This window comes from Dyadobacter linearis (assembly GCF_907165045.1).
Classification (GTDB): domain Bacteria; phylum Bacteroidota; class Bacteroidia; order Cytophagales; family Spirosomataceae; genus Dyadobacter; species Dyadobacter linearis.
In genome coordinates, this window is the sequence record NZ_CAJRAU010000005.1 from 367,752 (window position 1) to 380,552 (window position 12,801).

Genomic DNA, 12,801 nt, shown 5'->3' on the forward strand with positions numbered 1-12,801 from the left:
AATTCGAATTGCGAAGTATCCGCCGTAATTCTATAACTGCCATGAAAAAATCCATGTTTGCCCTGCTTCTCCTGATCGGTTTTATGACAGGATGCAAGAAAGATCAGATCATTGAAGCTGAGCCCGAGCCGGGACCAGAGAAAGAGTCGACCGCCGGACAATTTTTGAAATCTCTGAGTGTTACCGGCGTTCAGGAAATAACGTTCGATTCTGTCAGTAACAGCTTTTATGTGAGCCTGCCTGATACTTACAATGAAGCCGCAGCTGAGGTAAAAGTAAATATGCAGCCAGATATTGTGCTTGCCGACAGCCTGGAAAAGCCAACAACAGGCAATACCATTCTTTATCCCTATAAAGGCACGCCACCATTGCGTTTTCAATTACGGGACAAAACCGATAAGAAATGGTTTTACTTCAATGTGTATTTCAACTTTTCCGGAACTCCCGAGATCGAGCTTCTGCAAAAGGAAATCCCGATCAATGCATCCGGCGTGAATTTGCCGCTTCGTTTTAATGCAAAAGTCGGCAGTATCCCCTCTTCTGTGGAGCAGCTGGGCCCAACTGTAAAGATCAGCAACAAGAAAACGGGCTTTTTCATGGAAAGCAGCTACTACGAGCTGACTGCCCCGCTCTATCTCGGCGCAGTCCAGGAACTGATTACGACTGATCCGCTTACCCTTGAATTCAAGTTTTTTAACCAGACTCCTGTTGTTTTTGAGGGCGTTAAGTTTGTACGCGGTGTGCCGAATCTGTACCAGATGCCCATGTACAAATTTCAGTATAACTATAAGGACACGCTGAAAGCCGGGGGCGGCTTTTTCATCCCACAGGAAAAATATACGGTCAAAATTTCGAGTGACTTTCTGAGTACGCCTGTTACCGCTGCGGTTCAGGTGAAAGATCCGCAACAGCTGACGCTCGACAAAATCCCGGCAAACCTGCCGGAAGGCTCCTATCTGGTATCTTTTTACGAAAAGGAAACGCTATTGGGTAAAACGAGTGTCCACCTTTCAAACTTCGAATCCAACTGCCTTGAAACTATCTGGAAAGGTGACGTAAACGGCGCGCTGGACCGGAATGTAGAACCGCTTGCATTTAGTAAGGGAGATGTTTTTTATGCAAAATCATTGCCGCTTGAGTTCGGAACAGCCAATACGAATTTTGACGTGAACAAACTGCCGCGGCTGCGCCTGAAATCGCCGGGTAAAACTGTCGATCTTGCTCCAAAACTTGTTGTTTACAGCTGGGCAGTAGCAGGGACAAGTTATTCCCTCGGGCAGTATACGGTTCCTTCCGACCTTCCAGCCGGTGAATATGCGGTCTCAGCTATTTACACCAACCGCTATGAATCGCAGCCTTACTGGTCGAAGCTCAAAGTGAAATAGTCGATATCAATCTATTCTTGTCAATTCCCCGATCAGCTCGCTGAATTCGGGGAATTCTGCTTTTAATATCTCTCTATCAGCCATCTCAAAATCCTGAAAGTCGAAGCCCGGCGCCACGGTACAGCCTACCAATGCGTAAGTGCTTCCTTTCGCAGGCCGCGAGCCAAACCAGGTACCTGCCGGAACGACCGCCTGGAATGTTTCTCCATTCTCAGGATTATTCCCCAGCCTAATGATTTCAAGCTGCCTCGTTTTCGTATTGATCACAAAGACTTCCAACGCTTCTCCTGCGTAAAAATGCCACATTTCATCCGCCTGAATCCGATGGAATGCGGAGAAATTATGACTTTCAAGCAAAAAATAAATCCCTGTCGAAAATGTCCTTGCTCCGCCGAAACGTGATGGTAATGCCTGTTGCGCAATAACTTCCGCCGACCGATAAGTTTCCGCATAATAGCCTCCTTCCGGGTGCGGCAGCAGATTGTATTTCTCGATCCAATAGGTTGCTGGTATCATATTATTTAAAGTAAGGCCCAATATAATACAGGCGGCCGGTTAATAACTAAATATATAATGTCCGCCGCAGGCCTGCTTGAATATTTAACAACTCACCCTACATTTGATCAATAATAATCTTAATTAATCAATTCTAATCATTATGGACACGCAGATAAGAAATGTTGAAGAAGAGGTACTATCAGATAATTGGTACACTTTGAGGAAATACAATTTCGAATACCAGCGACCTGACGGAAAATGGGAACGCCAGAGCCGCGAAGCTTATGACCGGGGAAACGGCGCAACTATTTTACTTTATAATACTGAAAAAGAAACGGTTATCCTCACACGCCAATTCAGATTGCCGACATATACCAATGGAAATGAAAGCGGAATGCTGATAGAAGCTTGCGCGGGCCTGCTTGATAAAGACAATCCGGAAGATTGCATTAAACGGGAAACGGAAGAGGAAACGGGTTACAAGCTGAATGCGGTCAGAAAAATTTTCGAAGCTTATATGTCTCCGGGTTCAGTTACCGAGATCCTGTATTTTTTCGTAGGTGAATATTCAGAAGATATGAAAGTGAGCAGCGGTGGCGGTGCAGAAAATGAGCAGGAAAATATTGAAGTGCTGGAAATACCATTTTCCGAAGCGATGAATATGATCGCTACCGGCGAGATCCGGGATGCAAAAACGATCATGCTCCTGCAATATGCGCAGTTGAATGGGTTGGTAAAAACAAAACAGGGTGCAGGTCAACAACCGACCTGCACCCTGTTGTTATCTTTCTAAACCGGAACCTACGAGATCGGGTCCGGGATTGGCGTTGTTTCGGTAGTAGTAGAACCGGTACTTTTGTTTCCTACAAACTTCTCGTAAAGGTCTTTAAGAAAAGTCTCCACATCGGGAAAATTGCCTTTCAGCGTTTCGGAGCCTTTGGTTTTGAGCTCTTCGAAATACTCAGGAGCTTTATCAAATGCGCCTTCGGCCTCGGCTTTCAGACTATTTGCTTTGGTCTTCAAATCTTCCAAAAGTTTCTCTCCTTCTTCTGTTTGAAGATACTTGTGAGCAGCGACTCCCGCCGCGGCGCCAAGAATGAACGTGGCCAGATGTTTTGAATTGATGCCCATGATTTTCAGTTACTTAGTTTAGCTTGAAGTTAAATAACCATTCCTTTAATCCCAAGAGGCTTTCTCTTTTGATGCGACTGATTCCAAAAAATTATGCCCGCAACGAGGCGGGCATTCGTATTTATTTGATTTCAAAAGCTGCCTGCATGCGGTAACTGATCTTGATCTTCTGGTATTGCACATCACTGTCGGTCACAGCATCGGCTGATTCCGCTGAAAGCGAGCGCATATTGGCTTTGGCAAACATCGGTTGTGGGAAAACCAGATTTTCGTCCAGTTCCTTAATTGACAGCACTTTACCTAGTTTTTGATCCAGTGAAGCTACCAAATATTCAGCTTTCACTTTGGCCGCTTTCAATGCGTCGATCTTCACCTGTTTTTTAAATTCTTCTCTTTTAGAATGGTCTACGCGGGCTACATTCGCATATTGAATACCGCGGCTTTCCACTTTTGCCATAATCCCGTCGAGCTTCTCGGCACTGCTGACTTTTAACTCATATTGTTTGTTTTCGAGAAATGTCGCAGGCTTTTTCTTTTTATCAACATAATTCTGATACCCGCCTACGCCGCTGATCGACAAGCTTTCTTTCGGCAAACCAGCGTCGGCCACTGCTTTGATCAGCTGCTTTTCCAGCGTACTGATATTGACCTTATCCTTCTGATTTTTTTCATCTGTAAAATATTCCCGGAGCGACACACTGAAATAAATCTCGTCAGGAACGACTTCCATTTCGGCGAAGCCGGCAACGTCAATGTTCGGGACCTGGATAAGTTGTTCGGATTGAACTTGTGAAAATGCCGGAACCAATGCTGCTGCGGCGAAAAGGATACTTGCAAAAAATGCTTTTTTCATGGCTTTTTTAAAGAAAAACGATTTGATAAAACTGCGTTGAGCTATTCAACGTGACGAAACGTATAAACGTTTCAATGCAGGTTAGATGCAAAAGGACGGGAGAAGGTTTAAGTCCGTTTGCAATTCTTAACAATAAAAAATGGAAGACCATCTGTATCGACAGTCTTCCATTTTACTATTTAGCTGGCAGGATTCAGGTAAAATTCTGATAAATAGAATCCATAATCCTTACAAAATGTTGATAGTCAGAATCATTAAGACTGCCCCAGCCTTTTCGCCGGATATCAGCAACAATAGGGAATGCTTTGTTATAAAGAGATTCGCCTGTTTTGGTGAGGGATAAATTAAACTTCCTGCGATCGCCTGCGGCTGGTCCGCGTTCCACAAGACCCTTTTTTTCGAGCAGATCGATGATCCGGGTCACAGTCGGCGGATCTTTAAACGTCATTTCAGCCAGCTCATTCTGACTGATTCCTTGTTTTCGAAATATGTGATCAATAAGGACCCACTGGTCTACGGTCAAATCAAAACCTGCTTCTGTCAATTGTTTTTGCAGGGCGTTACGAATTTTTTTGATAGTCGTATCTATTTTAAAAAAATAGGCACGATGATCGGAATGATGTGTCATGTGGAGAAAGTTGAAGTTTAGTCATTGAGTATATTGAAGATATAAGTCCAGCCAACTATTCGTCTACTAATTATTGCAGCAAAAAATCACGCATTCCTTCCGTTCGTCCTCAACTTCCTGCCTTCTGATAATTTCCAAGCTTCTACCTCAGCGAAGCACTTTGTTATTCCTGGAAATAATAGAACATTTCGATCAAAATTGTTCTATTAATCCTCCATACATCTTCTACTTATGCGGATATCCTTTACGGTTTTAACAAGAAAGTTTGCGGCAAATCTGCTGTTTTTGGCACTACTTCCCACCCTAATTTTCGCACAGCATAGTAATTTCATTGACCCTGTTGCTGATCAGGAAATACCTGAATCGCGTGAAATGGAAGATCACAAATCGCGGCTCCGGAAAAATCCTAACATAGCCGCATTTCAGTTTGTAAAGCTGAATGCATTAGCTACTTCTCAGCGGGACGGAGTACTGCTGCTGCGGGTCCCAGGCATCACAAACCCTATCGCCGCCGAAGCGACCCACGTGGAATACCACGATGAGCTCAACTACGAATGGATTGGAAAGACGGACGATGGACTTGGGACTGTGATTGTATTGTCAAAAGAAGGCCGGATATGCGCCCACATCTCCACGCCGCAGGGCGTTTACGAAATCTTTCCGGCTCCCGGCAATCTGTATTCCCTACAAGAAATTGACCCGCTGAAAGCCGGCGACGTAGGTTGTGCGACGACAAGCGAGGACCGAACGGGAGGTCGCGAAAATGCAGAATATATCCCAGCGGCACCGGAGCCCACTCAATCCAACCCGATCGCCGATGCGAATGCAAAATTATATCCCTGCCAGCCGCTTGTGAACCCCCGGGTGCTGATTCTGTACACAGCAAAAGCATTGCAGTTAGCTGGGAATGTAGCTACTATAACAGACCAGGCAAACTTGTCTATCGCCCAATTCAATAGTACCATTTACAACAGTGGAATAACAAGTAATGCAGTACTTACATTAGCTGGCGTAGCCGCTTTGGATCTCCCCGAAACTAATAACAGCATGAATGGCGATGTCACTAAATTGACGTCAAATGCAACTGCTCAAAATTTAAGAAATCAGTATCAGGCCGATTTGGTCGTGCTGTTTACCAATGGGAACTACATTCCACGAGGTGTAACAGCAGAACCGTTTTTCAATAATTCGACCGCATTCGCAATTGTCCAAATTTTAAATGCAGTATCTAATAAGACGTTTGCGCACGAAGTGGGCCATATTTATGGCTGCAGGCACGATGGAGAATCTGGTAGTCCACAATATGCGCAGGGGCATAATATGAAAAACGGATTAGGTATCGTGACGGATCGCACAATGATGAGCACCAACACTGCTGATGGAAGTAATCGACTCCTCCACTTTTCAAATCCTAATATTAGCGTAAGTGGGAAAGCAACAGGCACTGTCGCGAATAATAATAACGCAAAGCGGATTAGTGAAACACACCTGACAGTCGGAGATTTTCGACCAAACCCAGCTCCACCGCTGGTAGCTTACATTGACGGCCCCACTTATGTTACTACCCAGGGAGGAAAAAATTATGAACTAAATTATAGCTGTGGCATCGCTCCGTACTCCATTGCCTGGCAATACAGTTACGATGGCGTCAATTACACCATGTCCAACATCACAACAGATATTTTCACTTGGTACTTTTATCAGAATCAGAAAATATATCTGAAAGGTACCGTGACGGCCGGCGGAAAGTCAACCACCGCGTTTATCGCAATTACCGCCCAGATGCCAAGTCCGTTTAAACAGGGGAATGCAAGTGTTGACAGCCTCGTATTCTATAATTCGGATCTCATGATAACACCGAATCCTGCTGCCGATGAATTGAAAATTGGGTACAAGCTGGAAACTGATTCTTTTGTCCAACTGGAAATAATGGATTTGTTTGGAAATCAGAGGGAAGTTTTACTCCCGCCAAACACAATGCAAAATAAAGGGGTGCATTCGGTATTGTGGACAAGCCGCGGAAATGCAAATGGAAGCTATTTGATTCGCTTGACTATAAATGGAAAAGCCGAAGTGAAACGCCTAATCATTGAAAGATGAAACTCATTATCAGACTTCTCTTACTGCTCCTGTCTCAGTATTCATTGGTAGGTTGTTACAAAATAAGTCCATTGCCAATCGGACCTTCCATTGGATATTTTAAGATTGATTTGAATGGGAAAGATTGGAACAAGACTTACAATAACGCTTACCAGACTGTTGAATCTGCATTGATTCCATATTCTGGGGCTTACCCGTGCATTGAGGATCACCTGGATGTTTTTACCGAGCTATTTTCTCCGGAAGGCTATCTCCGGCAATCACTTTATTTAACGAAAATCCCGAAGACCGTAGGAACGAGCAAGATTATCGCGGCCCCTGCTTTTCATTGTGATGAGACAGATCCGGTGTATTCAGAGCTATATACTATAACTCAAGATGGTGATGTTGTGGGAGATGTTTACCAGCCGTTGGAAGGAGCTGACAATTATCTTCATGTTGAGATATACAATAGCAAAACGGGTGAAATCAAGGGGACCTTTCAAATGACTATGGTAAAGACCAGAGATGGCGGAACGCCGGCTCTTCCTGATACACTGCGTTTCACCAATGGTAGGTTTCATACCCGATTTATAAGGGACTATCATTGAATAGACTGTCAAACCTTCCTCATGAAATCAGAAACCCAATAAGTGCAAATGACCTGGAATACGAAACTTCTCCGAGCATCTATTATTTCCATTTCTTTAATCGTCTTATTCGTTGGCTGTGAGAAATCTAGACCAATGCCGAAGTATTCGTGGGGCTACTTAGAGGCAGATGTAAATGGAAAGCAGTGGGGAAATCTTTATAAGAATGCCTACCAAGCTGTCGTGGCACAAATCGGACAAACTGGTAATTTGCTTCCATGCAAAGAGAAGGCGCTTTCAATATCAAGTTATTTATATAATAACGACATGTATCAACGAAAGCTGCTGACTTTTTACAATCTGTCTTTGAAAAAGGGAAGATATTCAGTAGTCGCATTTGATAGGAATTCTTGCATGGTTTCTGATACAATCTACTCCGATTTAAATCTTTCAGGGGACGATGGCGATGTTTTCGCAGGATATTACAATGTATTAGAGAGCGAGAACAATTACCTTTTAATTGACGACTACAATCCAAAAACGAAGGAGATCAAGGGTCAGTTTCAACTGACATTAGTTTTTGGCGGAGAAGATAACCAAACACAATGGCGGGATACACTACGGTTCGCTAATGGAAAATTCCACACCAAAATAATCGATTAATACAAAAGCCGGCCAGTCGGGATTAATTCCACTGGCCGGCTTCTCTCTATTTAAGTATACTACGCCGAATTCCGCGCCGCATTAATAATACCAAACATCGCCCGCATGATCAGCTGGTTGTATGTTTCCACATCCACCGGCAGGTCTTTTGGATCGCTGGCGAGCATTTGAAGTGCGTATTGCTGGATCGTGATCAAAGGCAATACGATTCTTTCGCGCGTTTTGATAGATACTTTCGTGACGTTATTGCTGTCCAGCAACTCTTTTTGACCTGAAACATCCAGCAGCAAATCGCGGGTCAGGATAAATTCATCGTACATTTTATCCCAAAACTCCCGATACTCTTCTTCATCACGGAGGTACTTGGTAGCAGGGAAAAACGCTTTTGAAAGCGACTGCATTGAATTTTCAATGAGCGTCCGGAAAAACAGTGATTTTTTATAAAGCTGCTTAATATCCTCAACTTTGTTTTCACCTTCCATTTGCCGGATTGCAGATCCAAAACCATAAAAACCAGGTACATTCTGCTTCATCTGCGCCCAAGAACCGACGAACGGAATAGCCCGCAAATCTTCAAATTTAAGGCCCTCGTCGTCATTTCCACGCTTGGTTGGGCGGCTGCCAATGTTTGTCTGACCGTAAAAACGCAGCGGCGTTTTCTTGTCCAGGTACTTCACAAACATCGGGTGATTTTTCAGGTCGAGGTACGATTCGTACGCAGCGGCTGCCATTTCCTCAATCAGTATTTTGTCCTCAGCGCTCAGTTCATCCTCAGCCCGGTTTCCACGGAACAAATGATTTTCCAGACCTGCTGTAAACAGCCTTTCCAGATTGTACATAGCAGTGGTAACCGTTCCATAATTAGAGCTAATAGTCTGGCCCTGAACAGTTAACTGAATTTCCTTGTCTTCAATTTCAGATCCAAGAGATGAATAGAAGTTGTGGTTGTTTCCGCCGCCACGTGCAGGAGGTCCGCCCCTTCCGTCGAAAAACGTTACTTTAATCCCAAACTCCCGCGATACTCTTGTCAACTCTTCTTTTGCACGATAGATCGACCAGTTGGCGCGAAGATATCCACCATCTTTTGTTCCGTCAGAAAACCCTACCATGATCGTCTGGTGGTTTTCGCGATTTTGCAGGTGATTCCGATAAAACTCGTTTTGATAAAGTCTCGTCATAATCTCCGGCGCATTCGCAAGATCGTCCACCGTTTCAAACAGCGGCACTACGTCCAGCGCAAGTTTACCGTCTTCGTCTGCGATCAGGTTTTTTGCGAGTGCAACTACCTGCATTACATTCAGCGCGGAGGTATTATTGCTGATCACATATCGGTGAGCGCCTTTTTCACCATTCTTTTGCTGGATCGTTTTGATCGCCCGGACAGAGCCCAGAATATCTTTCGTCAATTCATCTTCGTAATCTTCATCGCGCAACGGGATATTGAGCGACAGCAGCATTTCAATTTTCTTTTCCTCATCCCAGCCTTCGAAATCGCTGTACTTCAGAAGCGGAATTTTCTTTTCCAGTCTTTTAAGAATATCCTCCCAAGCCTTTGCATGCTTTCTGCTATCCTGGCGAACGTCGAGACTGGCGAAGAAGAAACCGAACAGATTCAGTTTCAGAATAAAATTATCCAGCAGCTCCACAAAAAGGCCCTGATGCTTGGTCACCAGCGTTTCGCGGGCCATTAACAGCTCGTCGATCAGCTCCTGTGCATTCGCATATCCCTGGTCAAACGGCCCGAATATGGTACTATTCATTTTTCTTTCAGCCAGAGACACCGCCTCGTCGACCCCTTTGAAAGTAAGTCTCCGTTTTAATGTCCGCAAATCGCGGTAATAGCTGCGCAAAAGGGTTTCCCGTAGCCTGTCGGCAACTTGCAGGGTGATGTCAGGATTCACAAAAGGATTTCCGTCGCGGTCGCCGCCTGGCCAGAAGCCGAGTCGGAACAAGTTGGGGTAAGGCCAGTCATGAACGCTCATTCCCAGCCCGTTAATTAGTTTTTCTAGAATGGACGGGATTGCGTCGTAATATACATTTTCGAGGAACCAGCAAAGACTGACCGCCTCGTCAAATGGGGTAGGTTTTTCGTGATTGATAAAAGCGGTTTTCCCAAGTTGCAGAAGCAGCTGGTTTACCTCTGTAAAGTCATTTTCCTTAATCGCGTCTTCGAGATCATTGATAATGCCGAGCACTTTTCCCGAGTAAAACTGGGTTGGGTGGGCAGTTAATACGATCCTGACACTGAAATCTTCCAGCTTGGCGAGCAGTTTCTTTTTCAGCTCATCGTTATCGAGCCGCTCGGTAAGATAGGTAACAGAACCTTTCCCCGTGAGATCGTGCGTCTGATCGAAAGCGGCGTCTTCAACAGAATCAAATAATACTACCTGTCTTTCAATGTATTGAATAAACAAAAAGAGCAGATCGGTCCTTTCCTTGGGCGTGGCAGTTTCCAGTAACTCTGAAAAAAAATGCTCAATAATTTCTTTGGGCGATTTCCCCTCCTGAAATCCTGTTTCACTTTGCTGAGTCAGTATGGGAAGTAAAGAGCCTGTCTGAAATATGCCCCTATAAGGCAAACTCAGGAAAAGGCTGTTGAAAATATTATACTTCGTTACAACTGCGTCCTGAAAACTGTTATTCATAATGTTGTGACCAAATTATATTCTGAGACCGTCAATAGAGGTCAAATATAATCTTAAAAAACGGCTTTCAGGCTTTTGGATGGGCTTGCTGATGTGATTTTTTCAGCTTTTCGATGGAGTTATGCGTATAAATCTGGGTTGCAGCCAGGTTAGCGTGCCCTAGCAATTCTTTGATAGCATTTAGATCCGCGCCCCGATTCAGCAGGTGTGTAGCGTAGGTATGCCGCAAAACGTGAGGGCTTTTTTGACCGAGAGTTGTGACCGCAGACAAGTGTTTTTTCACCAATCTTTGAATAAAAACCGGATATGCTGCTTTCCCTGAATCAGTTATGATCAGATTATTCGTCTCAGCAACCTTTGCTCTTTCTATAAGATAAGTAGAGAGAAGCTGGGCGAGAGAAGCGGCGATCGGTACAATGCGTTCTTTTGCCCTTTTTCCGAAAACACGGATAGTACGGGCTGGCAGGTCCAGATGTTTCACTTCAAGATCCAGCAATTCGGCCAAACGGATGCCACTTCCGTAAAGCAATTCCAGCACGACCCTATCGCGGATACCAGCAAAATCCTCAGTAAAAAAATCCTCCTGAAAAAGCATTTCCATTGCCTTTTCCTCCACGAATGCGGGAAGTTTCTTGCGGGTTTTCAGCGCAGAAAGAACTTTGGTGGGATCCTTGACGATCAGTTGTTTGCGTCTTAAAAAACTATAAAAGCTGCGAAGTGCGGCAATTTTTCGGTTTACGGAAGTCGGATTCAACCCTTCTTCCATCAGGCTGACAATCCACGATCGCAGCATAACCGGCTGGGCCGTTTCGGGGGTATTGCAATCGTATTGAAATAACAGATACTTCTGAAACTGATCCAGGTCCGTCTGGTAAGACTTCACTGTGTGCACGCTGGCGCGCTTTTCAAATGTCAGGAATTCCAGAAACGAGGCTATCATAGCGGGCAATATACGAAAAAGAGCTATCTGAAATCAGACAGCTCTTTTTCGTATGGATACAATGATCCTATCATTTCATTCAGAAACCTTTCTAATAGACTAGTCTTCTAAATGACCGTAAGTTTTTTCCTTGTAAACGGCACGCAGAACTTCGAAACGACGTCTAACAGATGGTTTTTCGAAAGCTGTACGGGCACGTAACTGGCGCATTGTACCGGTTCTTTCAAATTTTTTCTTGTAACGCTTAAGAGCGCGGTCAATCGATTCGTTGTCTTTAATGTTGATAATCAGCATGTTTATTTATCGTAATGTTTTTTGAATTGGTTTCTGAAATTGGACTGCAAAGAAAAGTCTTATTCAACAGAAAATCAAGAAATAACTCATTAAAAATTAGGTTATTTTTGCAATCATTGTCATGGTAAGAAAGCAGCGACCCAAACAGGCAGCCGAATATGAGCGAAAGACTCGGGATTATTGACTTAGGAACAAACACTTTTCACCTTTTGATCGTCGAAAAAAAGGGGGAACAATTCGCAACTGTCTTCCATGATAGTAAGCCGGCGCGCATTGGGCTGGGTGGGATCAATAAGAAAATAATCACCACCGAAGCTTTCGGAAGGGCCGTTCAAGTGCTCCAACATTTCAGAGAAAAGCTTGACGAATTCGCGATAACGCCGGAAAAGACGTTCGCATTTGGCACGAGTGCGATCCGTAATGCCGAAAACCAGGCGGAATTTTGTGAGGAAATTCTTGACAAAACAGGGATCAGTATTCAGGTTATTGATGGAAACAGAGAAGCGGAATATATTTACCGCGGCGTGAGATTCGGGACTAACATTGGTCCTGCGCCTGCGCTCATCATGGATATTGGCGGTGGGAGCGTTGAGTTTATTATTGGCAATCAAAAACAGATCTTCTGGAAGCAGAGTTTTGAGATCGGCGGGCAGCGGCTCATGGAGAAGTTTATGCGTAATGATCCGCTTTCCATGGGCGACAAAAGGAATCTCTACAACTACTTTGACGAAAACCTGATCCCGCTGGCTAACGCAGTGCACCAATATGCGCCCGAGAAGCTGGTCGGCTCCTCCGGAACATTTGACACGCTGGTCGACATTGATTTTCATTTTCGCACAAATCAGGCTCCGCCGCGCGACCAGACTGACTTTGAGTTGCCCGTTCAGGAATTTTACCGCACATACGATATTCTTCTTTCACATAACCATGACGAGCGAATGCGCATTCCGGGCATGATCGAACTGCGCGTGGATATGATCGTAGTGGCTGTATGCCTGGTCGACTATGTGCTTAAAACGCACGGAATCCAGAAAATTCAGGTTTCCAGTTATGCATTAAAAGAAGGCGTATTGGCCGAGCTGCTATCGCTCTGAA

13 protein-coding genes are annotated in these 12,801 nt (G+C 44.5%); 6 read left to right on the forward strand and 7 right to left on the reverse strand.

Annotated features, from left to right (window positions below; translation table 11 throughout):
• The first annotated feature begins 41 nt into the window (after positions 1-41).
• Positions 42-1,385, forward strand: a complete 1,344-nt coding sequence (locus KOD92_RS18610; protein ID WP_215235089.1) for a hypothetical protein — start codon at positions 42-44, stop codon at positions 1,383-1,385.
• Between the two features lie 6 nt (positions 1,386-1,391).
• Here the strand turns inward: KOD92_RS18610 and KOD92_RS18615 are convergent, their stop codons facing one another.
• Positions 1,392-1,901: a cupin domain-containing protein gene (locus KOD92_RS18615; RefSeq protein ID WP_215235090.1), complete on the reverse strand. Its 510-nt coding sequence runs from the start codon at positions 1,899-1,901 to the stop codon at positions 1,392-1,394.
• 142 nt (positions 1,902-2,043) lie between these two features.
• Between KOD92_RS18615 and nudK the strand changes: the two genes are divergently transcribed.
• Positions 2,044-2,676, forward strand: a complete 633-nt coding sequence (gene nudK / locus KOD92_RS18620; protein WP_215235091.1) for a GDP-mannose pyrophosphatase NudK — start codon at positions 2,044-2,046, stop codon at positions 2,674-2,676.
• A gap of 8 nt (positions 2,677-2,684) precedes the next feature.
• On the opposite strand, the gene KOD92_RS18625 is transcribed toward nudK, so the two are convergent.
• The 3 genes from KOD92_RS18625 to KOD92_RS18635 form a co-directional block, all read right to left on the reverse strand.
• Complete coding sequence (locus KOD92_RS18625; RefSeq protein ID WP_215235092.1) at positions 2,685-3,014, reverse strand: YtxH domain-containing protein; 330 nt, start codon at positions 3,012-3,014, stop codon at positions 2,685-2,687.
• Positions 3,015-3,135: 121 nt separating this feature from the next.
• Complete coding sequence (locus KOD92_RS18630) at positions 3,136-3,867, reverse strand: SIMPL domain-containing protein (protein WP_215235093.1); 732 nt, start codon at positions 3,865-3,867, stop codon at positions 3,136-3,138.
• Positions 3,868-4,060: 193 nt separating this feature from the next.
• Entirely contained in the window at positions 4,061-4,495 is a 435-nt protein-coding gene (locus KOD92_RS18635; protein ID WP_215235094.1) for a MarR family winged helix-turn-helix transcriptional regulator, read from the reverse strand.
• A gap of 231 nt (positions 4,496-4,726) precedes the next feature.
• Between KOD92_RS18635 and KOD92_RS18640 the strand changes: the two genes are divergently transcribed.
• Genes KOD92_RS18640 through KOD92_RS18650 form a run of 3 tightly spaced genes read left to right on the forward strand, consistent with a single transcriptional unit; the run spans position 4,727 to position 7,827 of the window.
• Positions 4,727-6,595 carry a M12 family metallo-peptidase gene (locus KOD92_RS18640; RefSeq protein ID WP_215235095.1) on the forward strand — a complete coding sequence of 623 codons (1,869 nt, stop codon included), beginning with the start codon at positions 4,727-4,729 and terminating at the stop codon, positions 6,593-6,595.
• Complete coding sequence (locus KOD92_RS18645; protein ID WP_215235096.1) at positions 6,592-7,185, forward strand: hypothetical protein; 594 nt, start codon at positions 6,592-6,594, stop codon at positions 7,183-7,185. Before KOD92_RS18640 ends, KOD92_RS18645 begins: the two co-directional genes overlap by 4 nt.
• Before the next feature lie 48 nt (positions 7,186-7,233).
• Positions 7,234-7,827: a hypothetical protein gene (locus KOD92_RS18650; RefSeq protein WP_215235097.1), complete on the forward strand. Its 594-nt coding sequence runs from the start codon at positions 7,234-7,236 to the stop codon at positions 7,825-7,827.
• A gap of 59 nt (positions 7,828-7,886) precedes the next feature.
• Here KOD92_RS18650 and KOD92_RS18655 read toward each other — a convergent pair whose 3' ends face one another.
• The 3 genes from KOD92_RS18655 to rpsU all read right to left on the reverse strand — a co-directional run bounded on the left by KOD92_RS18655 (position 7,887) and on the right by rpsU (position 11,706).
• Entirely contained in the window at positions 7,887-10,472 is a 2,586-nt protein-coding gene (locus KOD92_RS18655; protein ID WP_215235098.1) for a phosphoenolpyruvate carboxylase, read from the reverse strand.
• Positions 10,473-10,539: 67 nt separating this feature from the next.
• Positions 10,540-11,412 carry a tyrosine-type recombinase/integrase gene (locus KOD92_RS18660; protein ID WP_215235099.1) on the reverse strand — a complete coding sequence of 291 codons (873 nt, stop codon included), beginning with the start codon at positions 11,410-11,412 and terminating at the stop codon, positions 10,540-10,542.
• 99 nt (positions 11,413-11,511) lie between these two features.
• Positions 11,512-11,706 (reverse strand): 30S ribosomal protein S21, encoded by a 195-nt coding sequence (gene rpsU / locus KOD92_RS18665; protein WP_026629542.1) that lies wholly within the window; start codon positions 11,704-11,706, stop codon positions 11,512-11,514.
• Between the two features lie 158 nt (positions 11,707-11,864).
• On the opposite strand from rpsU, the gene KOD92_RS18670 reads away from it, so the two are divergent.
• Entirely contained in the window at positions 11,865-12,800 is a 936-nt protein-coding gene (locus tag KOD92_RS18670) for a Ppx/GppA phosphatase family protein (RefSeq protein ID WP_215235100.1), read from the forward strand.
• Position 12,801 lies beyond the last annotated feature (1 nt).

Excerpts from the sequence above, each read along its gene's own strand:
- KOD92_RS18670 (WP_215235100.1), top strand. The coding sequence starts at position 11,865 with ATGAGCGAAAGACTCGGGATTATTGACTTAGGAACAAACACTTTTCAC.
- KOD92_RS18625 (WP_215235092.1), bottom strand. The coding sequence starts at position 3,014 with ATGGGCATCAATTCAAAACATCTGGCCACGTTCATTCTTGGCGCCGCG.
- KOD92_RS18610 (WP_215235089.1), top strand. The coding sequence starts at position 42 with ATGAAAAAATCCATGTTTGCCCTGCTTCTCCTGATCGGTTTTATGACA.
- KOD92_RS18615 (WP_215235090.1), bottom strand. The coding sequence starts at position 1,901 with ATGATACCAGCAACCTATTGGATCGAGAAATACAATCTGCTGCCGCAC.
- KOD92_RS18635 (WP_215235094.1), bottom strand. The coding sequence starts at position 4,495 with ATGACACATCATTCCGATCATCGTGCCTATTTTTTTAAAATAGATACG.
- KOD92_RS18650 (WP_215235097.1), top strand. The coding sequence starts at position 7,234 with ATGACCTGGAATACGAAACTTCTCCGAGCATCTATTATTTCCATTTCT.
- KOD92_RS18660 (WP_215235099.1), bottom strand. The coding sequence starts at position 11,412 with ATGATAGCCTCGTTTCTGGAATTCCTGACATTTGAAAAGCGCGCCAGC.
- KOD92_RS18630 (WP_215235093.1), bottom strand. The coding sequence starts at position 3,867 with ATGAAAAAAGCATTTTTTGCAAGTATCCTTTTCGCCGCAGCAGCATTG.
- nudK (WP_215235091.1), top strand. The coding sequence starts at position 2,044 with ATGGACACGCAGATAAGAAATGTTGAAGAAGAGGTACTATCAGATAAT.
- rpsU (WP_026629542.1), bottom strand. The coding sequence starts at position 11,706 with ATGCTGATTATCAACATTAAAGACAACGAATCGATTGACCGCGCTCTT.
- KOD92_RS18640 (WP_215235095.1), top strand. The coding sequence starts at position 4,727 with ATGCGGATATCCTTTACGGTTTTAACAAGAAAGTTTGCGGCAAATCTG.
- KOD92_RS18645 (WP_215235096.1), top strand. The coding sequence starts at position 6,592 with ATGAAACTCATTATCAGACTTCTCTTACTGCTCCTGTCTCAGTATTCA.
- KOD92_RS18655 (WP_215235098.1), bottom strand. The coding sequence starts at position 10,472 with ATGAATAACAGTTTTCAGGACGCAGTTGTAACGAAGTATAATATTTTC.